This is a genomic window from Blautia caccae, from assembly GCF_040095955.1.
In the GTDB taxonomy this organism is placed as follows: domain Bacteria; phylum Bacillota; class Clostridia; order Lachnospirales; family Lachnospiraceae; genus Blautia; species Blautia celeris.
In genome coordinates, this window is the sequence record NZ_JBBMFP010000004.1 from 70,215 (window position 1) to 93,725 (window position 23,511).

At 48.5% G+C, this 23,511-nt stretch carries 21 protein-coding genes; 6 read left to right on the forward strand and 15 right to left on the reverse strand.

Annotation, left to right across the window (positions count from 1 at the left end; genetic code table 11):
- The first annotated feature begins 22 nt into the window (after positions 1–22).
- Positions 23–1,522: a tagaturonate reductase gene (locus tag WMO65_RS05510; protein ID WP_349063805.1), complete on the forward strand. Its 1,500-nt coding sequence runs from the start codon at positions 23–25 to the stop codon at positions 1,520–1,522.
- A gap of 143 nt (positions 1,523–1,665) precedes the next feature.
- Here the strand turns inward: WMO65_RS05510 and WMO65_RS05515 are convergent, their stop codons facing one another.
- The 7 genes from WMO65_RS05515 to WMO65_RS05545 form a co-directional block, all read right to left on the reverse strand.
- Positions 1,666–2,517, reverse strand: coding sequence for a class I SAM-dependent methyltransferase (locus tag WMO65_RS05515; protein WP_349063806.1), 852 nt, complete (start codon positions 2,515–2,517; stop codon positions 1,666–1,668).
- 31 nt (positions 2,518–2,548) lie between these two features.
- A complete protein-coding gene (locus tag WMO65_RS05520) occupies positions 2,549–3,028 on the reverse strand; it encodes an LURP-one-related/scramblase family protein (protein ID WP_033143274.1) in 480 nt (159 codons plus the stop codon).
- Between the two features lie 127 nt (positions 3,029–3,155).
- Positions 3,156–4,118 (reverse strand): beta-ketoacyl-ACP synthase III, encoded by a 963-nt coding sequence (locus tag WMO65_RS05525; RefSeq protein ID WP_148392330.1) that lies wholly within the window; start codon positions 4,116–4,118, stop codon positions 3,156–3,158.
- Positions 4,119–4,321: 203 nt separating this feature from the next.
- A complete protein-coding gene (locus WMO65_RS05530) occupies positions 4,322–5,326 on the reverse strand; it encodes a TMEM198/TM7SF3 family protein (RefSeq protein ID WP_256139114.1) in 1,005 nt (334 codons plus the stop codon).
- Positions 5,327–5,413: 87 nt separating this feature from the next.
- Complete coding sequence (locus WMO65_RS05535; protein WP_033143277.1) at positions 5,414–5,968, reverse strand: DUF5662 family protein; 555 nt, start codon at positions 5,966–5,968, stop codon at positions 5,414–5,416.
- Entirely contained in the window at positions 5,968–7,869 is a 1,902-nt protein-coding gene (locus tag WMO65_RS05540; protein WP_243128801.1) for a glycogen operon protein GlgX, read from the reverse strand. Before WMO65_RS05540 ends, WMO65_RS05535 begins: the two co-directional genes overlap by 1 nt.
- Positions 7,870–7,879: 10 nt before the next feature.
- Positions 7,880–9,454, reverse strand: coding sequence for a ClC family H(+)/Cl(-) exchange transporter (locus WMO65_RS05545; RefSeq protein ID WP_148392326.1), 1,575 nt, complete (start codon positions 9,452–9,454; stop codon positions 7,880–7,882).
- A 204-nt stretch (positions 9,455–9,658) separates the two neighbouring features.
- On the opposite strand from WMO65_RS05545, the gene WMO65_RS05550 reads away from it, so the two are divergent.
- Positions 9,659–10,054, forward strand: coding sequence for a DUF1292 domain-containing protein (locus WMO65_RS05550; protein WP_033143280.1), 396 nt, complete (start codon positions 9,659–9,661; stop codon positions 10,052–10,054).
- 43 nt (positions 10,055–10,097) lie between these two features.
- Entirely contained in the window at positions 10,098–10,991 is an 894-nt protein-coding gene (locus WMO65_RS05555) for an amidohydrolase family protein (RefSeq protein WP_052099679.1), read from the forward strand.
- 293 nt (positions 10,992–11,284) lie between these two features.
- On the opposite strand, the gene WMO65_RS05560 is transcribed toward WMO65_RS05555, so the two are convergent.
- Both WMO65_RS05560 and fabV read right to left on the reverse strand, forming a co-directional pair.
- Positions 11,285–12,175 carry a hypothetical protein gene (locus WMO65_RS05560; protein WP_148392325.1) on the reverse strand — a complete coding sequence of 297 codons (891 nt, stop codon included), beginning with the start codon at positions 12,173–12,175 and terminating at the stop codon, positions 11,285–11,287.
- A 486-nt stretch (positions 12,176–12,661) separates the two neighbouring features.
- Positions 12,662–13,840, reverse strand: coding sequence for an enoyl-ACP reductase FabV (gene fabV / locus WMO65_RS05565; protein ID WP_033143282.1), 1,179 nt, complete (start codon positions 13,838–13,840; stop codon positions 12,662–12,664).
- Between the two features lie 206 nt (positions 13,841–14,046).
- Here fabV and WMO65_RS05570 point away from each other — a divergent pair, with 206 nt between their 5' ends.
- From WMO65_RS05570 to WMO65_RS05580, 3 genes are all read left to right on the forward strand, one after another.
- Positions 14,047–14,640, forward strand: coding sequence for a TetR/AcrR family transcriptional regulator (locus WMO65_RS05570; protein WP_148392323.1), 594 nt, complete (start codon positions 14,047–14,049; stop codon positions 14,638–14,640).
- Positions 14,637–15,401: a nucleoside phosphorylase gene (locus WMO65_RS05575; RefSeq protein ID WP_148392321.1), complete on the forward strand. Its 765-nt coding sequence runs from the start codon at positions 14,637–14,639 to the stop codon at positions 15,399–15,401. Before WMO65_RS05570 ends, WMO65_RS05575 begins: the two co-directional genes overlap by 4 nt.
- Positions 15,402–15,644: 243 nt before the next feature.
- A complete protein-coding gene (locus WMO65_RS05580) occupies positions 15,645–17,018 on the forward strand; it encodes a GGDEF domain-containing protein (protein WP_033143285.1) in 1,374 nt (457 codons plus the stop codon).
- Positions 17,019–17,108: 90 nt separating this feature from the next.
- Here WMO65_RS05580 and WMO65_RS05585 read toward each other — a convergent pair whose 3' ends face one another.
- The 6 genes from WMO65_RS05585 to WMO65_RS05610 form a co-directional block, all read right to left on the reverse strand.
- The gene (locus tag WMO65_RS05585) at positions 17,109–17,621 is read right to left on the reverse strand and encodes a dCTP deaminase/dUTPase family protein (protein ID WP_033143311.1); all 513 of its coding nucleotides are present in this window, start codon (positions 17,619–17,621) and stop codon (positions 17,109–17,111) included.
- Between the two features lie 25 nt (positions 17,622–17,646).
- The gene (gene nrdG, locus WMO65_RS05590) at positions 17,647–18,138 is read right to left on the reverse strand and encodes an anaerobic ribonucleoside-triphosphate reductase activating protein (protein ID WP_033143286.1); all 492 of its coding nucleotides are present in this window, start codon (positions 18,136–18,138) and stop codon (positions 17,647–17,649) included.
- Between the two features lie 103 nt (positions 18,139–18,241).
- Complete coding sequence (locus tag WMO65_RS05595; protein WP_033143287.1) at positions 18,242–20,338, reverse strand: polyribonucleotide nucleotidyltransferase; 2,097 nt, start codon at positions 20,336–20,338, stop codon at positions 18,242–18,244.
- 153 nt (positions 20,339–20,491) lie between these two features.
- Positions 20,492–20,758, reverse strand: coding sequence for a 30S ribosomal protein S15 (gene rpsO, locus WMO65_RS05600; protein WP_033143288.1), 267 nt, complete (start codon positions 20,756–20,758; stop codon positions 20,492–20,494).
- A gap of 133 nt (positions 20,759–20,891) precedes the next feature.
- Entirely contained in the window at positions 20,892–21,644 is a 753-nt protein-coding gene (locus WMO65_RS05605) for a C40 family peptidase (protein WP_033143289.1), read from the reverse strand.
- Between the two features lie 167 nt (positions 21,645–21,811).
- A complete protein-coding gene (locus tag WMO65_RS05610) occupies positions 21,812–23,470 on the reverse strand; it encodes a Na/Pi cotransporter family protein (protein WP_349063813.1) in 1,659 nt (552 codons plus the stop codon).
- Positions 23,471–23,511: the final 41 nt, after the last annotated feature.

A 23,511-nucleotide genomic window follows, 5' to 3' on the forward strand; every position in this document is an offset into this window, starting at 1 on the left:
TAACAACAGGGGAATAAAAATCATGGAAAAACTCAGTTATCAGATATTAAAAGAACAGAATTACAAAGGCTATCTTCTCCGGGAGGCTCCCGAACGTGTCCTCCAATTTGGGGAAGGAAATTTTATGCGGGCCTTTACAGACCATTTTATTGATATGTTGAATGAAAAGACAGGTTTCAACGGCAAGGCAGTTCTTGTCCAGCCCCGGCCAAAACGCCCCGGCCACAGCCTAGCTGATGACCTGAACACCCAGGAAGGGCTTTACACCTTATATCTGCGCGGCTTTGAAAACGGAAGAAAGGTCAGTGACAAGCGTGTCATCTCCTGTGTCAGCCGCTGCCTGAATGCCTATGAAGATTACGACGCGGTCATGGCCTGCGCCGAAAATCCTAATCTGCGCTTTATCACCTGCAACACCACCGAGGCCGGAATCGTATACGACCCTGCCTGCAGGTTTCAGGACAGACCGGCCTCCAGCTTTCCGGGCAAGCTGACCCAGTTTCTCTACCGCCGTTATGAAATCTTCGGCAGCGAAAAAGGAAAGGGATTCGTTATTCTTCCCTGTGAGCTTATTGCGGAAAACGGAAAAGAGCTGAAAAAATGTGTGCTTTCGTATGCCGCACAGTGGAATCTGGAGGAAGGCTTCCTTACATGGCTGGAGGAGGAGAACATGTTCGGCTCCACGCTTGTGGACCGCATTGTCACCGGCTTTCCCAAAGGGGAAGAGGATGCGCTGAATGAGGAAAACGGCTATCTGGACGCCGCCATGGATACCGGTGAAGTCTTTGCCTTCTGGGTCATTGAGGGACCTGCTGCTTTAAAACAGGAACTTCCATTTGAGAAGGCCGGACTTCCGGTCCTCATCACAGATGACCACAAACCATACAAGGAGCGCAAGGTCCGAATCTTAAACGGCGCTCATACCTCCATGGTCATGGGGGCATATCTGGCCGGGTTCGATATCGTGCGGGACTGTATGGAGGATGATGTAGTCTGCGGCTTTATGAATAAAGCAGTCCATGAGGAAATCATCCCCACACTGTCTCTTCCCAAAGAGGAGCTGGAGAGTTTCGCCTCCGCCGTCACAGAGCGTTTTAAAAACCCGTTTATCGACCATGCACTGCTGTCCATCTGCCTGAATTCCACCTCCAAATGGAAAGCCAGGGTCCTGCCGTCCCTGAAGGCGTATATGGACAGGACAGGAAAACTGCCTCTCTGTCTCACAGCCTCCTTTGCCTTCTATCTGGCGTTTTACCGGGGGAAGGAACTGACAGACGCGGGTCTTGCTGCCGTACGTCCGGACGGTGGTGCTTATACTGTGTCGGACGACAGAAATGTTCTCTCCTTTTTTGCAGCACATAAGGATGATACCACAGAGGAATACGTGCACGCGGTCTGTGGCAATGAAGCACTTTGGGATATGGATCTGTGCTCTATGCCCGGATTTGAAGCCGCTGTCACAGATATGCTGAACAAGATCCAGCGCGACGGCGCATATGAAATGATGAAATCCGTCTGCTGATTCTTTAAAAAATAAAAGTGCCCCATATGGAAGCCTGTAAATTTCCGGTTTTCCATATGAGGCACTTTTATTTTGTTCCGCATTTCTCACCCGCTGTATTCTGAATCCGGAGGACACCGCCGCATAAAATACATGTCCGCCGCTTATCCCTCCGCCTGTTTCTCTGCGACAGCACAGATTGTCGTATCCCGGCCTGTAAACGCCTTTCCTGCCACATTATCATAAAATTCCGTGCAGCACAGCCCTGCACTCTCTATTTCCTTTTTTAAGGTTTCCCTGGTGTACCGCTGGTTCCAAAGATTATAACAGTGGCAGTCCTCCTCTGTGATCACCAGATACTGCTCCAGAGTGTTATCTGTCTCGGGATATCTGTAATTGCGCTGAATGACCACATGAGGTCCGGCTGACCAGAATCCCTCATCCTGATACTGAACCGTCTCCAGTTTTTCAAAAGGCAGAGCACGGGTAAATCCGTCAAGAATAAGGATTCCACCCTGTTTCAGTGCCTTTTTTATTTTCCCCAGCAGAATCCTCCTGTCCTTTGGAGGCAGTACACCGAAATCACAATAGATCAAAGTTACGACATCAAATGCATTCTCCTCATCCATATCCAGATAATTCTTATATTCATACCGGATGTCCCTCTTTGTCCCGGCAGCATGTTCTCTGGCGTATTGGACGGACCGTCTGGAAAAATCAAGACCTGTCACCTGAAATCCCCTGTCATCAAACAGCTCTGCATAGAGTCCCGGTCCGCATCCCAGGTCCAGAAGCTTCTTTCCCGCTCCTCCCCCGCAACGCTCTGCAATCCAGTCCGCGGATCTTTGTATAAATTCATGCTTCCTGGTTGCGCCTTCCGCATCCGGGTCCAAGTGCGCCTCCAGCATATATCCGGAAATATTCTCATCATCCCAGAAAGCGGAGGAGCTGGCTTCATATACCTGCGGTTTTTGTTTTATATACTCAATCAGTTTCCTGCTGCTGCTATTTTCCAAATGTTTTCTCCCTGTCCTGTTTCTGCCGTGTCTACCGGTTTCCATCACTGCAGTTTGCCGCGTCAATGGCGATCACCGTCAGCAGGCCGATCAGCTCATCGTCCTGGCAGGCATAGTCGATCACATACGTGTCCCCCCAGTGAAAGGGCTCTTTCCTGATATGCATGATCGGGCAGCATTCCTGATAGACATCGTAATCCCATTCCAAAAAATCGCCTTCCACTCTCCAGTCATTATAGTCGATCTCATATTTGGGCTTAAACAATGCAAAGCGTTTTTGGATACTCCCCAGAGCCCTGCCCCCTGCAATCAGCTCAAACCGGGGCATGACAGTCATCAGTTTTTCTCTCACCATGCCTACTTCCTCACCGGTATCGTGACGGTAAATGTGTATCTTATGGCCAATAGACAGAAACTCTCCTTTGACAAAATACTTCGGGTTACCGTATTCATCGTACACATCATAGGTGTCTGTCCAGGAAAATACCCTCTGTTTTATCAGTAATTTCATAAATCCTCCTCCGTTTTTCCTTTTCCTTTGCCTGTATGCTTATATCTTACCACAATACCTGTACTTTATGGAACAGAAATCGTTACTGCTCACTGCTTGCCCGGCAGCACGCTTCGCGGGACAGTGCTTACCATTCAAGCAGCGCGGCTCCCCAGGTCAGCCCAGCTCCGAATCCTGACAGGATGATCTTGTCCCCCTTTTGCAGCTTTCCTTCACGGTTCATCTCATCCAGCAAAATGGGAATACTGGCGGCGGATGTATTGCCGTGACGTTCCAGATTCATGGGAAATTTTTCCTCCGCCTCCTTTAGTCTTTTGGCAACTGACTGGATGATTCTGCTGTTGGCCTGGTGCAGAACATAATACCTGATCTCCTCTTTCTCTGTCCCGGTCTTTTCCAGTACCTGTGTAATACACTCCGGCACCTTTTTTACGGCAAATTTAAAAACAGGCTGTCCTTCCATGGCAACATAATCCGCCTCCTGGGCACCGGGTGCCAGAACGTTCTTCATCTGGCGGGCACCACAAGTAAGAACACTGTCCCCTCTGCCGTCTGACCACTGGACCATATCCATGAATCCTGTCTCATGAGCCTTTACCACGACGGCTCCTGCCCCGTCCCCAAACAGCACACATGTACCTCTGTCTTCCCAGTTGAGAAGCTTTGACAGAGTTTCCGCTCCGATGATCAGCGCATTTTTGTAAACTCCGCTTTTTATATACGCCTGAACCGTGCTTAAGGCAAATACAAACCCCGAACACGCTGCACTTAAATCGAATCCAACGGCGTTCCAAGCACCGATTTCCTTCTGTACCCGGCAGGCAGTATTTGGGAAAAATGAATCCGGTGTACAGGTAGCCACTAGGATCAGCTCCACATCCGCGGCATCCATTCCCGCATTCTCCAAAGCCTTTTTGGCGGCGCGGCATGCCAGAATGGTTGTATTTTCCTCTTTTGCAATCCTTCTCTCCCGGATTCCGGTCCGTGTGGAAATCCACTCATCATTTGTATCCACAATCCTGGACAGATCATCATTTGTCACAATATTTTCGGGAACTGCACTGCCTGTTCCGACTATCCTCGCTACCATATTCTTCCTACCTCTTATTCCATCATATTTTCACCGGATAACTGTTCAGCGCAGTAAATGCGCAGACCTGCTGAATCATTACTTCACAGAATCACATCCGGGAATTCATTTAAACTTTCAAATAGTTTGATTATCAAATCTTTTCTTTCAAAGTATACTAAGAAAGAGACCGTTTGTCAACTACACAAACGGCCTCCCGGTATCTATTCATCCTCTTTATAAATTTTCTGTATTTCCTGGGAAAGCTCCCGGCTCAGATCATCCAGGTCAATTCCCGTTCCCACACCCCGGTATGGGGCATTATCCGGCTCCGGTCTGCGGTTATAGTCCTGTTCCCGCAGCTTTGCCATATCGGGAATCTCTCTTGTCTTCTCTCCCGGCTCCTCTGCCGGCCTGCGCGGTGTCTGGCTGCGCGGCGTCTGGCTGCGGCTGCCGCCCCCGCTTCTTCCTGTTCCGGAAGATGTCCGGCTCTGGGCCGTATTATTTCTGCTCTTCTCTGTGGTCTTATATACCGTTTTCTTCCTGGTCTTCTTTTTCCTGCCCGGCAGCGTGGGAAGGCTGAACTTCCGTTTCTTCCGGTTGAAAAGCGGTTCCCGGCTGCTGCCTTTGCTGTTCTGCTTTTTCTCCCTGTTTCGAAGAAGAGGCGCTGCCTGCACCGCGATTCCGAGAAAAGCCAGGATCAGACCCAGCAGCCATGTACCCGCGCCGCCGTCTTTGCCTGTCATGGAAAACAGAATCCTGATAGCGCCAAGACCGCCGCAGATACCCGTGATGCCGATGATCACATACTCCTCATATCCGATAGCCATGGTGGCCGCAAAGATTCCTATGGCAATACAGATGATCCTGCCCGTGTCCGTAGGCGCACTGAAAAAAGAGTTTGCCAGCGCATATACAAGGCCTGCGCACAGCACAAAAATTCCAAGTTTATAAAATACCCATGCAAGCGCACCCAGCACCACCGCTCCGGCAAGTCCCGCGATCACCACATATTTTGCCTCGTGCAGAAAATAATACCCTGCAATACCGCCCGCTGCGGCACCGATCACAAGCCCGAGGATACTGCCCCAGACTTTCCTGAGCTTATAGCCCATAAAACAGTTCAGCAGTGCAAATATAAGCCCTGCCAGCATAATTCCCGTCGTATACTTTTCCACAACATTCCCGTACTGGGAAGTCACAATGTTTAAAATATCTGCCGGATTCATTTTGATCACCTTACCCCTTATCTGTTTATGTAACTGTTCTTCACCTGCAGTCCCTTCTCTGCCCTTTACAGAAAGGGAACTGCAGCATCACACACTCTCTCCCCTGAAAGTGGTTTTTAAATATACTTTTTTGATATACCTGAGGGTTTCCTTTTCCCCTTTTTCCGCCAGCATGCGCAGCAGAAATTCCAGGTCCTCATTGGTCTTCTCATGCACAAACCAAAGTCTGTCTCTGCTCTTCAGAAAATAGGCCAGAGGCGCCTGATCCGTATAAGTCCCCGGATTATAGACCCTGGAAGCGCTGATCCGGTCCATGACCATCTCCGCAATGTATTTCCTGGGCATGGGAACACCCTGAATGACTGTGTCACAGTCCACACCGTAGTCCACCCAGTGCTCAAAATGATGCTTATTCCTTCCATAGTGGTGAATCCAGGATGTGGACAGCCCGGTGTCTTCCCGCTCCGCATTGTTGGGACTTCTGTTTCCCTGATAATACCTGCATCCAACGGAAAATTCCGTCCAGGAATATTTTGACAGGTCATGCAGCAGCCCCTGCCGGTACAGACCTATTTTAAAACAGTAGCGCATGACCAGCAGCTTATGGCTGGTAATTGTCTTGAAATGTGCCCATATATGCATTACGCTGTTTCCTGCTTTCCGATTAATATTGCTATAGTTCTCGACGGCACCTCCACAGCTTTTTTACCCTTCCCCTTCTGCTTTGCCGTCTTTACCTCTTCTTCTGTAAAAACCTTTCCTTCCTGCCTGCTGGTGCTGGCCACGAATTTCCATACAGACCCTTTCGGCAGATTGGGCAGTGCAAATTCATGAGGCATCCAGTGCAGGTTATATGCTACAAACAAAAACTCTTTTTCCTGCTTCCCATAATCTCCGCAGTACATCATTCCCAGATGCCGCAGATTTCTCTCACAGGGCGCATACCAGGCCTGCGCTCCGTGGTAAGACAGATCCGGATAGCCAAGTGCCCTGTAGTCCACTCCTTTTAACTCTTCCTGCATATGCAGAATGTAGTATTTTTTTCTGAAGGCAATGGCTTCTTTAACAAATTCATAGAGTGCCCGGTTGGATTTGAACGCACTCCAGTCCACCCATCCGATGTCATTGTCCTGGCACCAGGCATTATTGTTGCCCTTCTGGGAATTGCCGAACTCATCCCCCTGAAAGATCAGAGGCGTGCCCTGGCTCAGCAGAAGCAGCAAAAACGCATTTTTAAGCTGCTGCAGCCGCAGTTCCCGCACTGTTCTTTTCCTGGTGGGACCTTCTGCCCCACAGTTCCAGCTGCAGTTGTACTCCATGCCGTCCCTGTTGTCCTCACCGTTGTCCTCATTGTGTTTCTCATCATAGGACACCATATCCATCATGGTAAAGCCGTCCTGGTCCGCCAGGTAATTGATGATTCCCGTCTCTTTGGGATTTCTCCGGTTCCGGTAAATGAAATCCTCCAGCATGTTCTCATCGCTTTTCAACAGATGGCGCATACAGTAGAGAAACCCTTCGTTGTACTCCGCCACATTTTTAAATGCCGGTATTTTTCCCTGATAGAGATATCCGCCGTCCACATCGTGAAAGAAGAGCTTTGTTCTGGAAAGGAGCGCGTCCCTTACCAGGACTTCCTGGCAGATGCCGCTCCCCATCAGATGAAATCCATCCACATGGTACTTAAGCTTCCAGTAACGCAGAATATCCAGCATAACCGAAGGACTTACAGAACCGTCAAAATAGAATTCCATCAGACACTCCATCCCTGCCTGGTGCAAAGTATCCACCAGATGTGAAAATTCCCGCACCGGACGGTCTGTGGCACAGAAGGATGCCTTTGGAGCGAAATAGCAGGCCTCGCCTGTATACCCCCAGCAGTTTATCTTACCGGGCGCACTTTCCTTATAAGCATAGGCAGGTTCCGGCCGCCTTCCGGCGCTGCGCTTCCTCTCAATCTCCCTGTAATCATAGGCCGGCATCAAAAGCACTGCCGTGACACCCATATCTTTCAGATATGCGATCTTCTGCTCCAGCCCCTTAAAGGTTCCTTTTAAACGGACCCCGGAATTTTTCTGCATGGTATATTCCCGTACCTGCAGCTTATAGATAATAGAATCCGACAGGGAACAGGGCTGAAAGGAATTATCCTGCCATCTGTATTTTTCATTCCGGAACCCGCACCGGATGATGTCCGTATCTTCTGTCTGCGGCTGTCCGAATTTTTCTGCACCGGAAAGATAGACCGCGTAGGGATCCTGTATCACTTCATTTCCGATACGGTAATTATACTCATACCTATCAGGGGAAATGCCTGTCACGCAGACAGAAACCAAATTCCCCGTCTTCTTTTCTTCTGACAAAGGGATTTCCTTTACCGGCTTTTTCTCCCCTGTATGGTACAGAAGAAGAAATGCCTCCTCCCCGTCCGGGACAGAAACAGTAAACTGATATCCCTTTTCCGTCCTTATGACTCCCGGTTTGCCCGGATATACTGGCAAAGCTTGTATCTCCTTTGATGCCTCGTCCATTCTCTTCGTCAAGCTGTTCACCTCATTTCAATCTCTCTTGTTCCGAACACAGTGCCTCCATCCTGTCATGTACTCCCGGCGCGTCCTGTTCATCTGTCATGGTGATAATGGTATCACTTGCCATCAATATGGTGCGCCCCTTTGGAATCAGCTCTGCACCGTTTCTCTGCACTGCCACCAGAAGGCAGTTTTTGGGCCATTCGATCTGCTGCACCATTTTATTCTGCAGCTCACAGTTATGGCGGACCACAAATTCCTGTAAAATCTTCTCACCTGTTTTCTCCGGCACCGGCTCGCCCCGCTTTCTCAGCAGATTTTCCAGAAGGCTCTCATAAATAGGCTGCGATTTCACCGCAGTTGCCACCAGAAAAGCCACGATGGACACCAGGGACAGGGACAGCATCTGGCTGACACTGCCTGTCATCTCAAAGATCAGGATAATACCTGTAATGGGCGCCCGCACAATCGCAGTAAAATACCCGGCCATGGCCAGCATGATCAGATTGTTCAGATAATGGGCATCAAGTCCCAGAAACTGCACGGCAAAGGTTCCGTATGCCCCGCCGATCAAAGCCCCCAGTACCAGCAGCGGAAAGAAAATCCCTCCCGGCGCGCCGGAACCAAAGGAAATGGCAGAAAATAAAAGCTTCATCACAAAAAGCAGAAGGATGGTCTTCAGCATCACATTGCCCTCTGTGATAATATCAATAATATTATGCCCGCTGCCCAGGATTTCAGGCATGATAAGGCCCAGCGCCCCGGCCAGCAGAAAGGGAATAAGAAGCCTGGTCGTCTCAGCCCTCTTCCCCCGGATTTTCCCAAACAGGGACTGCACAAACAAGGTCAGCTTATTATAGAAGGCACCCATCAGTCCCAGAATGATCCCCAGCACAATAATATGTCCGTAATACTTTGCCGGAATAGAGCCTGTTATCTCAAACTGAAATACAGAACGGAATCCCAGAAATCTGGAGGATATGTAATCTGCCGTGATGGATGCTGTCATGACAGACACCAGCACAGATACAGAAAAGTTCTTGTGGATCTCCTCCAGTGAAAACATCACACCTGCCAGAGGTGCATGGAACGCAGCCGAAAGTCCGGCACTTGCGCCACAGGTGAGCAGGAATTTTTCTTCTGTCTTGCTCCTGTCCAGTACCTTTGATACTGCCTTTCCTGCCATGGCCCCAATCTGGATGGACGGACCCTCTCTTCCCAGAGACAGCCCCGCAAAGAGTGACAAAAAGCCGCCCAGAAATTTTGCAGGCAGCACTCTCCACCAGACCTGATTTAATTTACCTGCCATCTCTCCTTCCACCTGGGGAATACCGCTCCCGGAGATAAATGACTCATATTTTACAAGACGCCCTACAACACAGGCGAGAATGAATAAAACAACAAACCAGCCTCCCGCAGCCAGTGGATATTTTCTTCCATATGCAAGGACAACGTTCATGCCCCTGCCCGCGTACTCCAGAAGTACCCGGTATAAAAGGACCACAAGTCCGGCTACGATTCCCACCAGGAATCCCTCTGCTGTCAGAATGGACTTAAAATGCTCTGCTCTCTTGATCACATAGGAAGTGTCCCGCTTCACAATGATTCCTCCCTCTTTGGTACCTTACTGTTACACTGGTCTTCTTCTGAAGACTACTCTCATTATACGTGTGACCCCATAAAATTGCAATCGCCAATTCGTAACTGTTGCAATCTTTTCCCTAATCTGATAGTATGAAAGCAGTCAAAATGCGGTTCTTGGCCGTATTTTGAATACTGATAGAAAAGAAGAGAGGTAACACATATGAGTGAAGAAACATTCACAGCAAATATCGGCGGCTGCGACCCCAGCGACTGCGCTACCTGCAGCTCCAACTGCTCCAGCGCCGGCAAAGGTTCTATTCCCAGGGTTCCGAACCCAACCATCAAACTGACTCTGGAGGATAACACAGTCCTGGAGTGTGCCGTTCTCACCACTTTCCCGGTGGAGGACTTCGGTGAGTTCATTGCTCTTGTTCCCCTTGACAAGGATGGCAAAAGTACATCCGGGGAGACTTATCTGTTCCGCTATGCGGAGGACGAGGAAGGCAACCCTGTGGTGACCAATATCGAGCGGGAGGATGAATACATGGCTGCTGCTGAGAGCTTCCATGAATTTATCGCCAATCTTCCAAGCGAGCAGGATATGGAAGAAAAATGATCAGGGTTCTGTAATTAAATATTTTTCATGGGGAGGATCTGCCATGCATGATTTTAAGATCTGGGACAGCCATGTCCATCTCTTTCCCCCTGAGGTCTATGAGAACTGGGAGAAATACGCTGCCAGGGACAACTGGTTTGCCCTTCTCACAAAGAAGCCGGAAAACGGCAAGGGGACCGAGGAGGCCTGGGCCAACGCCGAGGAAGCTCTGGAATGCGCAGACAAAGCCGGTATTTACGGCCTTGTCATGCAGGGATGGTATTGGAATGATGAGGGACTCATGACCCTGCACAATGATTATATGGCTGATATGATGAAACGTCATCCCAAGAGGCTGAAAGGCTTTCTTTCCATTAATCCCAAATTCCGGGAAAAAGCCATCGCCGAAATTGAACGGTGTGCCAAGCTTGGCTTTACCGGCATAGGCGAACTTGGCCCCGGGGGAAATGGATATGATTTTGAGGATTCTGATTTTATAGATGTTCTGGAATGCGCACAGCACTATGGTCTTGCCGTATGCATCCACTGCGGGGAACCGGTGGGACATGCCTATCCGGGCAGGGACTTTACCAGTCTGGCCCCTATACCCGGACTGGTGAAGAAATATCCTGATTTGAAGCTCATCCTGGCCCACATGGGCGGCGGACTTCCCTTCTATGAAATGAACCCAAAATATCAGGGCAAATTCCAAAATGTCTGCTATGACACAGCCGCCAATCCCCTGTTGTACCACATCCGCAGTTTTCGCTCCGTCATCTCCATGATCGGCAGTAAAAGGCTGCTGTTTGGAAGTGATTTTCCGCTGCTGCTCTATCCCTCCAAATGCAGGGAGATGGATTTTTCCATGTTTGTGGAGGATATCCGGTCAAACGCCGGGCTTACGGAGGAAGAGTGGCATGATGTGATGGGCGGTAATCTGATTCGTTTTCTGGAATGATGCGGATGGTCAATGATAGGATGGGTTAATGATGTGATGAATCCTGTGGGTTCCTTACATAAGTCTGATTTTTAAAGAAATGAGGCTTTCATTGTACGGAAGCAGGGATATGGTATAGCCAGCCGGGACTTCATGAAATTTGCGCAGTTGGATAAAGATAACTGCGGCAAAGCGCATGAAGAATCCGGCTGGCTTTTTTATGTTGTTTTTGGTAACTGTTCAGTCAGGTCTGCGCATTTACTGCGCTGACCGTGCAAAAGAGTAGTGGCGGCAGGTATTCGCAGCATGGATTTCTATTTCAGTTCTTTGATCCTCTCCAGTGGGATATCCAGCTTTTCTGCTATTACCTCCGGGGGCAGAACATCAAGAAAACTGACCGCCGCTTTTTCCAGTCCCATCTGTTTTCCTCGCCTTTCACCTCTTTTTTCACCTCTTTTCTCACCTTTTCGTTCTCCTTCCCTTTCTGCATCTTCCGTCAGCATACTGTACAGCCACGTCATACTCAACACCTCCTTAATTTCTTCCAATTCCTCTTTTTCCAGAAATTTTTCCGCCAGTGTGTACAAAATAGATTCTGTCTTCTTAACCTCCTGCGTGACCTCCTGGCTGGCCGTTAGGCGAAAGGCCCGTTCCATCCTGTCTTTCTGGGATATCTCGCCTCCCAGTAACGGAAGCAGGGAAAGCTTTGCCAGATCTTTTCTTGAGAGTTTCCTGCCCTCTCCCTGTTTCTTCTCCAACTTTTTCAAAAGTTTGTCTCCGTCTCTGTCAGACAGCATCACAGGAACCACTTTGTAAGTATTTTTACCGCATTTCATGCTGGTAACAGGATGTTTTACACTGCCGCTGTATATAACATAGGTCACAACGTGAATCCCATACTGATAGCTGATAATACTCTCATATAGCCGGAACCGTCTCATATCCTCGATTCCCCCATCCCTGCTCTGAAACTCCAGATGACCGCAGGTATCATCCTCCATAATGAGGTTTAAATCCTCATAAAATTTTTTCAGTTCCAGATGGATACTCTCTGTATGAGCTATCCTTCTGACCTTCTGTTTCACACCCGCCATGGGCAGCAGTTCCCTGGCGAAGAAGGACACGGCGGTCTTCATGGCCTTGTCCTCATGTTCCGAATGTGCCGGGAACTTCTCACGCACAGCAGGCGGCCTGGATTTTTTCACTGTACCTCCTTACAGGCACTCTGAAAAAACATCCGCTTATATAGCACTGCATTCGCTGCATCTGTAAATGTATACAGACAGACTGCATCTCTTTTTTATACTATAGCAAATTATCATTTTGCAGGCAATGGTTTTACCATGATTTTTTTATATTTTGGGAAATTTCGTCCTGAATAGGACATATAAGACTTTTTTATAAGATAAGGAAATAAAAAACAGGTCAAAGCGGATCCTCTTTACAGAGAGTACCACTGTCCCCCAATGCTGAATCACCATAGAAAAGGAGTTGTCCATGAGCTGCATACTGCAGGTGCTGTTAGTTATAAAGTATATGAAATTATCCGGAAAAAAGCAAGTGTTATTTTCCACAAGGCCTTTTCAGGCCATAGGCATGTAACTCCCGCGGCAGCCAGCGCGATATGGAGCAGCTTGCTCCATATCTGTGCAGCACGAAACGTACTGCCGGGTGCCAAGGGAACGTCCAGCCTATACCAAGCTCGGAATTTCCACCTGTATCTCCACATCTCTGCTGTAATCCACATTGTCCAAATGGAAACCGAACATATGGTAGAAGTCTTCCCAGTATCCTTCGATATCAGAAAGTTTCTCCACATTCTCCGTATTCACTTCTTTCCAGCAGTCCATGACAGCGCCCTGTACCTGAGGTGCCAGCTCCCAGTCATCCATGCGGATACGGCCCTGTGGGTCTGTGGGAATCTCCGCAGCAAAAAGTTTGTCATGGAACAGGCGTGAAATCTGTTCAATACATCCCTCATGTGTGCCCTGTTCCTTCATCACCTTATACAGAATGGCAAAATAAAGAGGCACGATAGGAATAGCTGCACTGGCCTGTGTCACAAGGGCTTTGTTCACAGAAATATATGCCTGAATACCCGGATGTTTCTCGTGTATCCTGCCTGCTGTCTCTGTCAGATGCTTTTTGGCCTGTCCGATGGTTCCCTCTGTATAGATAGGATAAGTAAGTTCCGGACCGATGTAGGAGTACGCCACTGTCACAGCATGGTCAGCCAGCACGCCGGCATCTGTCAGGGCATCCATCCAGTCCATCCAGTCCTCACCGCCCATAACTTTGATGGTTCCCTCCAGCTCCTCCTCATTTGCAGGCTCTACTGTCTTGGTCACAATTGTATTGTTTCTCAGATCCAGGCTCTTCTCCGTGAAAGCACCTGTTGTCGTCTTCAGAGTGGAGGACCATGTTTTGTTGTCCGCAGTCGTCCTTCTCGGTGCCGCCAAGCTGTAGATCACCATGTCCACCTGTCCCAGGTCCGCCCGGATCATGTCAATTGCCTGCTGTTTTACTTCCGCTGAGAAGGCGTCTCCATTGATGGATTTTGCATAGAGTCCTTCTTCCTGTGCAAGCTCCTCAAAGGCTGCCGTGTTGTACCAGCCCGGCGTTGCTGTCCGTTTGCCGTTGGACGGCTTTTCAAACATGATTCCAATGGTGGCTGCCTGACATGCAAAAGCCGCCGTAATTCTGCTTGCCAGTCCATATCCTGTGGAAGCACCGATTACCAGTACCTTTTTCGGTCCGCATACCTGGCCCTTTTCCTTCACATATGCAATCTGCCTTTTCACATTTTCCCGGCATCCTTCCGGATGTGCTGTTGTACAGATAAATTCCCTTACCTTAGGTTCAACGATCATTATCCTATCCTCCGACTTTTTATTATCTGAAAGCTGAAATTTCTTTCTACTTACTTTTATCTTCTAATAGTTTGATTACCAAAGTATATTATCATAAATACACATGAAATGCAACCCGGTAATTATATTCTGTTTCCTTATTGACAAAGCGACATGCATGTCGCATAATAAAAGCAACACGCGTGTCGCAAATGAGGTAATATCCAATGGGAACAAAAGGTGAAAAAACAAAACATTTTATCTGTGAAGCCGCATTCCGGCTTTTTGCGGAAAAGGGTTTCAAAGATGTAACTATGAAAGATATCTGCGAGAAAACCGGGCTCAGCCGCGGGGGCCTGTACCGCCACTATGACAGCACCAGCCAGATATTTCTGGAACTCATCCACACACTGATGGCAGACCAGCAGAACGAATTTGAAGAGAAAATAAAAGCAAAGGTCCCTGCGCGGGAAATCCTGCTCCATGTGCTGGACCGCTATGAAACGGAAATGCTTGACCGGGAACATTCTCTCAGCATTGCGATCTACGAGTTTTTCAGCGGCCCTTCTGTATCGAAAAGCAGCAATTCCATACAGCAGCAGTATGAGGCCTCTAAGGAGATGTGGACTGCCCTCATCCGTTACGGGATACAGACAGGTGAGTTCTCTCCGGTCAGCCCGGAAGCGGTCTATGACCTGATCGTTTTTTCTTACCAGGGTGTCCGCATGTACAGCAGGCTCATGGAAATAGAGGAGACCATACCGAAACACATTACCAGCCAGATCAAATCTCTGTTATTAAAAGAAAGGGAAAAGAAATGAAAACAGTCTTTTACAGAAAGGAACGCCCCGGCCGGGCATTTATCAACCCGACAGATACCGTTGTCCCCGTATCCGATTTTCCGAACATCTGCGTATCCACATACTCCCGGAAAATCATTGAAAAATTCGCTGCCCTGGAAGGTGTGGAAGTCATTTCGCATCTGTATACAGCCAATGGAGCCATACCCATCTATAAAATCCCTTACGGCGGCAGTGAAATCGCATTTTATATGTCGCCGGTAGGCGCACCTGCATGTGTGAGCTGCTTTGAGGAGGCAGCAGCCATGGGTGCTGAAAAATTTGTTTTCTTCGGATGTTGCGGCATTCTGAATGATGAGGCCGTAAAAAACAGGCTTATCATACCAACAGGAGTCATACGCGATGAGGGGACCAGCTACCACTACCTTCCTCCCACAGAGGAACTGCAGCCTGACAGCCATTCCACGGAAGTCTTAAAAAGCTGCATGGAAAAATACGGATTTCCCTACGCCTGCGGCAAAATCTGGACAACAGATGCTATATACCGGGAGACGCCCCAGGAGATAGCCGCCTGGAAAGAAGCCGGGTGCATCGGTGTGGAGATGGAGTATTCCGCCCTGCTGGCAGCCGCAGCATACCGGAATCTGCCGCTTATCCAGTTCTTCTATGGAGCAGACAGCCTGGATAATCCCACATGGCAGCCCCGGGACCTGACCGACTGGGGGCTTTCAGGCGCAGAAACATACATGACCCTTGCCTTTGCATGCGGACTGACTATGTAATGAACGGATATCTGTTCTGATGCCGCAGCCGTCTAAAAAATTCGGCACATCCATGGGGATGACCGCATGAATGTACAGCAGCAATCCGTTTCCTGCCGCTGCTGTACTAAATCTTTCCCTTTCCTATTTGACATATGCCATCTTAACTATTAGAATAAAAGAAAATGTTATGTATGACCCGATAAAAACCGGGCAGGCTGCACAGGATTCTTACCTGTCCGGCCTGAAAAGAAAGGGAATGCAATGACGGATAGAGAAAAGATAATACAGGTGTTCTATGATTATGAGGATGGAGGTCTTGTTTCCCTGGATCTGAACAAAATCTTGAACTGCCTGGATGAAACTCTGATAGGCATCGGAATCGGAGAACAGGGATTTGTCACTTCCAAAGAGGATGTTCGTCAGGTCTTTACCACCGGCCTGAAAAATAATACCGATACAAAGCATTCTCTGTCCTTTGAACAGATTCATGTTCTGATACACGAGGAGGGCTTTGCCAACCTCTGTGCAAAGGTCATTGTCAGGGCTGAAAAGGAAAATAACGTGTCCATCAGTCAGTTCCTGCAGTCACTGACTTTAGTCCGCAGAGGAAAAGACTGGAAAATCTGTGCCCTCCATGCCTCCTCTCCCATCGTAACAGAGGAGAGTGTAGAGGCATATCCCTTGAAATTTGCCGAAAAAACCCTGCAGAGCCTGAAAGAAAAAATCGGTGAGGAGGCATATCTGGCTGAGGAGCAGTACCGGCAGGCTGTGCTGGCTGATACTGTAGCTTTCTACATCATCAATTTTTCCAAGGACGTCTTTGAAAAATGCCAGTTAAACGGTGATCTATGCGCTTTTGTGGAGCCGCAGACTCCCTATGAGCAGTTTATATGTGATAAACTGCCGCAGTATGTGGCCTCGGAAGACCGGGCACATTTTCTGGAAACCCTGTCGCTGGCAAGTATAAAGGCTGCTTTTGAAGCCGAAAAAAAAGAACTGAGCTGCGAATACCGCTTTCTGTGTCCTGACAGCTCTGTGCTCTGGATGGTCACCACTGTACGGCTTATCACAGATGTAGTGACCGGCGACAAAAAAGGCATCATGTACGTAAAGGACATTGACGCCGGTAAACGAAGAGAGCTGGAGATGATTGAAAAAGCAGACAGGGATGTGATGACAGGCGTTCTCAACAAGGCCGCATTTATCCGTTCTGTCACAGATTCTCTTCTCTTAAGTACAGGAACTCCTGCTTTTGTCATGCTGGACATCGACAATTTTAAATCCATCAATGACACCAAAGGCCATCCGGCAGGGGACCTGGTGCTGATGGCTATTGCCGGTATTTTGAAGGATATTTTTGCCGCTGATGGTATTGTTGGACGTCTGGGAGGCGACGAGTTCGCGGTTTTCCTTCCGGGTACTCATACACAGGATGCACTTACCGCAAGGCTGGAACAGGTACTGGAACAGGTCAAAAGCGTAAAACAGTGCAATAAGGCTCCGTCAAATGTGACCTGCAGTATCGGCGTGACGTTCTGCGACGATAAGAGGAGTATTGAGGAAATTTATAAAAATGCAGACGATGCCCTGTACCGCGCAAAGCAAAACGGCAAAAACCAGATCACATTTTTCTGATAATACAATATATAAAAACTCCCCCTTAAACAGATTTTGGTTCTTTGTCTTGTCTGCTTAAGGGGGTATAGAGTAAACTACTCAGTCTATTTATTTGGTTGTACTTCCAAATCCTCCGTTTCGGATCTCACACACGTCGTCATCCACGGTAATCCCGTATTCCACAAAGATTCCCTGCGCAAATCCGGTACCTGCTTCCACGCATACGGTTTTTCCCTCATTGGAATCATTTGTTATTTTCACAAAAATATGACCCTCATTGTCTGAATGAAAATAATCGCTGTCTATGATACCAACTGTATTGTTTAGCTGCAGACGATATTTAAATCCCAGTCCGCTTCTCGGATACAATTTAAGGACCCATCCCTCATCCATCTCCGCGCGCACGCCGGTAGGGATCTTCACCGTCTCACCGGGTTTCAGCTCAAAGGAGAGGGGGCTGTAAAAATCATAGCCCGCACTTCCTGCGGTTGCTCTTTTTGGGAGTTTTATGCTGTCGTATACGGTATTGATCTCCTCTTCTGTCACCTCACCAAAGGTGTCTTTCCATCCCTCTGCGAACTGTTCTCTGCTCACTTTATGAAATTTTGCAATTCTTCTCATAGTCATCTCCTGTATGTTTTTTATTTTAATCTGCATGCAGTACCACATTTCCCTCTTCCAGGGATCTCTGCACATCAATCACCCTCTGGTTGGAACTGCCTTTCCATTTCAGGGCAATATCCTTCTTCTCCGCCACAAACCTGCCGTCCACCAGCACGTCCAGGTATCTCAGAATCTCTTTTCCCTGTAGTTCTTCCCACAGGTATCCGGTGTAAAGCCATATAGTCTTGGCCGGATATTTTTCCCTGATCTCTTTTGCAAATGCCGTCACTTCCGGCTCGTTCTGAAAATACAGCGGGTCCCCGCCGGAAAATGTGATTCCGGATATGTAGCTTTTACCCAATTGCTCGAAAATCTCTTCTTTCGCTGCCTCATCAAATGCAAGACCGCTCTCCGGGTCCCAGGTGATGGGATTCTGGCAGTCCTTGCAGCAGTGGGAACAGCCGGATACCCATAAGACTACCCGCAGGCCATCCCCGTTCAGCATGTCATCTTTTGTGATGTTATGATATCTCATGAAACTTCCCTCCTGCCGTAACCGTTTCTATTCTCATGAAAAAAGGAGAGGACCGGCAGTCCGGATACAGGCTGCCTGGCTCTCCCCTCAATATTTTTACGAATTACTGTGCGTCCTTCGGCACGTCCTTGATGCTGAAGCTGATTCTTCCCATCTTGTCCTTGCCCATGCAGATTACCTTTACCTTGTCTCCAAGTGTCAGGACATCCTCTACGCGGTTGATTCTCTCTTTGGCAATTTTGGAAATGTGAACCATACCCTCTTTGCCCGGAGCAAATTCCAGGAATGCACCAAAGTCTTTGATGCTTACAACCTTGCCTGAATAGATCTGGCCTTCCACGAAGTCTGTGGTGATGACCTTCACATAGTGAAGTGCTTTATCCATCATCTTCTGGTCTGTGCCGCAGACAGAAACTGCACCTGTATCATCAATGTCAATTTTAACGCCTGTCTCGTCGATGATCGCGTTGATTGTTTTTCCTCTCTGGCCTACCACGTCACCAATCTTCTCCGGATCGATCTGGATCTGGATAATCTTCGGTGCGTACTCATTCACGTGGTCTCTCGGAGCCGGAATACATTTTTCCATAACTTCTGTCAGGATGTACTCTCTGGCTTCTTTTGTTCTGGCAATGGCCTCCTCAATGATCGGTCTTGTCAGTCCGTGGATCTTAATATCCATCTGGATCGCTGTGATGCCGTCATGTGTACCGGCTACCTTAAAGTCCATATCTCCGAAGAAATCTTCAAGACCCTGGATATCTGTCAGAACAATATAATCATCATCTGTGTCGCCTGTCACCAGACCGCAGGAGATACCGGCTACCGGTTTCTTAATGGGAACACCTGCTGCCATCAGGGACATGGTGGATGCACAGATACTTGCCTGTGATGTGGAACCGTTGGACTCAAAAGTCTCAGATACGGTACGGATCGCATACGGGAACTCCTCTGTTGCTGGAAGCACCGGTACCAGCGCACGTTCAGCAAGAGCACCATGACCAATCTCACGGCGTCCCGGACCTCTGGATGGTTTTGTCTCACCTACAGAATAGGACGGGAAATTATAGTGGTGCATATAGCGTTTGCTTGTCTCAAACTCATCCAGTCCGTCCAGTCTCTGTGCCTCGGAAAGAGGAGCCAGAGTGGTGATGGTACAGATCTGGGTCTGTCCGCGGGTGAACATAGCGGAACCGTGAACGCGCGGAATCAGGTCTGTCTCTGCTGCCAGAGGACGAATCTGTCTGATCTCACGGCCGTCCGGACGCTTATGGTCTCTGAGGATCATCTTGCGGACTGTCTTTTTCTGGTACTGGTAAACAGCGTCCGGAATCAGTGCCAGCCACTCTTCGTTCTCAGCAAAAGCCTCTTCCAGCTTTTCTGTGATCGCGCGGATGTTGCCTTCTCTTGTCTGCTTGTCATCTGTAAACACAGCTTCTTCCATGGCTTCCGGTGTCACCACCTCTTTGATCGCCGCAAACAGTTCTTCCGGAACTGCACAGCTCTCATACGTGTGTTTTTCTTTTCCGCATTCTGCCACGATCTTATCTATAAATGCAATGATCTCACGGTTCACTTCATGAGCCAGGAAAATTGCCTCGATCATCTTGTCTTCCGGAATCTCGTTGGCTCCGGCTTCGATCATGATCACTTTTTCTCTTGTGGATGCAACGGTAAGCTGCAGGTCTGAGATATCTTTCTGTGCCAGTGTGGGGTTCACGATCAGTTCCCCGCCGATCATTCCGATCATGGTTGCCGCACAGGGACCATCAAAAGGAATATCGGAAATACAGGTAGCGATAGAAGAACCCAGCATAGCAACGACCTCAGGGTTGCACTCAGGGTCTACGGACATTACCATGTTGTTCAGGGTAACGTCATTTCTGTAATCCTTTGGGAACAGAGGACGCATAGGACGGTCAATGACACGTGAAGTCAGGATGGCATGCTCACTGGCCTTTCCTTCTCTCTTGTTAAATCCTCCCGGGATTTTTCCGACTGCATATAATTTCTCTTCGTACTCAACGCTCAGCGGGAAGAAATCAATTCCCTCTCTCGGTTTGTCAGAAGCTGTCGCCGTAGATAATACGGTGGTGTCTCCGTAATGCATGAATGCTGCGCCGTTTGCCTGCTTAGCCACACGGTCAATGTCAACCGTCAGGGTTCTGCCTGCAAGTTCCATGGTAAAACTCTTGTACATATTATTTCTCCTTTACATTCTTCGGCGATGCGCTGTCCGAAACAACTGAAAAATGCATTTCCCTGTAAGGAAATACCCTTTTCAGTGGTCTCGGTTCCAGTATCTTCGCCGTGATAAAATGGGGCGGAATACTCCGCCCCTAGGTTTGACTGATTATTTTCTAAGACCTAACTTCTCGATCAAAGTACGGTATCTCTCAATATCAGTTTTCTTCAGATAAGCAAGTAAACCACGTCTCTGACCTACCATTTTCAGAAGACCTCTTCTGGAGTGATGATCTTTGTGGTTTGTCTTTAAGTGCTCTGTCAGTTCCTCAATCCTTGCTGTTAAAACTGCAACCTGCACTTCCGGTGAACCTGTGTCGCCCGGTGTTCTTGCATATTCTGCCATGATAGCCTGTTTCTTTTCTTTAGAAATCATTGTATGTTCCTCCATATTCTTTTTTATAATCGCCTCTGATTAAGAAACGGTCGGAGTTTCCAATTCCTGAATCAGGGCTGTGCTCATACTGGTTTAGTATAGCATAACAGTCCGTAGTTGTAAAGATGCATTTTCAGAAAAAACGCACGCCCCAGACAGCCTGTTCCCTGTACAGATCAGACACTTTTATACCTGTGGCGGAACTGCTGGCATGGACCACCTGTCCATCGCCGATGTACATGACCACATGATAAATATACCCGTTTTCCGAGTAAAAGATCAGGTCCCCGGGAAGTGCTTCCTCCACGGATATTCTCTGTCCCGCGTTTGCCTGGTCTGCTGCCACCCTGGGGATATCCACGCCAAAATCATTGTAAAGGGTCTGTACAAAACCGGAGCAGTCCGCGCCGTTTGTCAGGCTTGTCCCACCCCAGACATAGGGATTCCCCACAAACTGAAGGGCATAATTGACCAAAGACGTGCGCACGTCCGAGGGGTTGATAACAGGCACCGGCTCCGGGTCATCCACCGGATATGCCAGCACCGGCTCTGTAAGCCCTGTCATCTCCAGATAATCCGCCTCATTGGTGCCCAGCATATCCAGATACAGGTTGCACACATACCCTGTCATCTCCCCGGAGCTGATATAAGACCATTCTCCCTCTGTGCTCTCCACATAACAGAGCCCGTCCTTGGGGAGTTTGCCGATGATGGCAGCATCCGTACCTGCCCCCTCCCTGATATTCAGGCAGCTATCCACATCTGCCACGGCACAGCACTGCTCTGTGGGAACGTTCTCTGCCGGTTCTGCCATAACTGGCACTGCTGCCAGAAGCATACCGGTACCTGCCAGTGTATAACTGATTTTTTTCATAAAATTCTGCATAAAATACTCCTTTTCAAAGAAACCATCATTCCTTCCGGCCGTACTTTGCCGGGCCGGACGCAAAAAGCCCGCGGCGCTTCTGCCGCAGGCTTTTTCTTTGGTATTCAGGACAATAAAAGCATATCTTTTATTGTATTATAGAGTATTGCCTGTATTTTACGATTTTATTACGATTTCATTACAATTCTCTTATCTTCTTCCGGTTCTTCGTCCAGAATGGAGAATGCAATGTTTGTTGCATGGTCAGCCACACGCTCCAGACCGGAAATCAGGTCTGAATAGATCATGCTGGCGTCGGGTGTACATTCATTTCTGGTAAGACGCTGTATATGGGTCTCCTGGAGATGTCTCTCCATCTCATCAATGCTGTCCTCCAGCTCCAGGATCTCCTGGAGATGCTTCTGGCTGTTATGGGAGAACATGTCCATGGAGTAAGTCATGATCCTTATAACCTTGTCCATCATTTCAGCCAGCTCCTTCTGGGCCGCCGGACTGAACTCGATATTTTTCTCCCTGCGCTCAATGGCTGCGTCTGCCACATTCTCCGCATGGTCTCCGATTCTCTCAATATCGTTCACCACATGGAAAAGGCCGCCGATGCTCTTGATATCATCAATGGGCAGCGTGCTCTGGTTGATGGCGATCAGATAATCCGTGATGGCGTGGTTCATATAATCAATATGTTTTTCCACCCGGTAGACCTCTGCGATCTCCTCCTCATCCATTGTGATCAGCGCATTCATCGCTCTGTTTAAATTGGTGATAGCCATATTACCCATTCTCTCCAGCTCTTTTGTAGCTTCCACTACAGCCGTACTGGGTGAGAATACATTGGTGGGACCTATGTATTCCAGCTTGAAGCCGCCGTCTGTGGCCTCTTCGTCCTTTCCGGGAACGAAGAGATAGGTCATCTTTACAATGGCACCGGAGAACGGCAGTAAAATCAACACCTGGAAAACTTTGAACAGGGTGTGGGCATTTGCCACGCTCCGTCCTATGTTGCCTCCGGAAAGTGTGGTGATCATATTCTCTTCCCAGCTCTCTCCCAGCAGAAGCATTACCGCCATGATCACTGTACCGATCACGTTGAACAGAAAGTGGATCAGCGCCGCGCGTTTTGCGTCTTTGTTTCCATTGAGGCTTGCCAGCAGTGCGGAAGTACACGCACCGATATTACATCCCAAAATGATGTAGAAGCAGATTCCCAGCGGAAGCAGACCCTGCTGCGCCATCAAAAGCAGTATGCTGACCGTTACCGATGAGCTCTGGATAATGGCAGTGATGAGAAATCCGATGAAAATACCCAAAAACGGATTTTTCAGATTGGAGAGCAGGCTGATGATAAATGGTGATTCCTTCAGGCCCGCCATGCTTCCCGACATGAGTGAAAGTCCCATGAACAGCACGCCAAAGCCCAGAATGACCTCACCGACCTTTTTCACCTTCTCCTTCTTGCAGAACATGACAATGATCACGCCCAGCATCAAAAATACCGGGGCAATCTGGGAAAGGTTAAAAGCTACAAGCTGTGATGTGATGGTGGTACCGATATTGGCACCCATGATCACGCCTGCCGCCTGGTAAAGATTCATAAGCCCTGCATTTACAAAGCTGACTACCATTACTGTGGTTGCACTGGATGACTGGATGATGGCACAGAAAATCATACCGAACAGCATTCCCACAACCTTGTTTTTTGTAAAGAAAGCCAGAAAACTACGCATCTTTGCTCCCGCGGCCTTCTCAATGCTGTCACTCATCACCCGCATGCCGTACAGGAACAACCCTAAACCGCCTATCAGCGTCAAAATGTTTCCTACGTTCATTCTTATCTCCTTGGTAAAAAAGATTTCGTTATAAACTATAA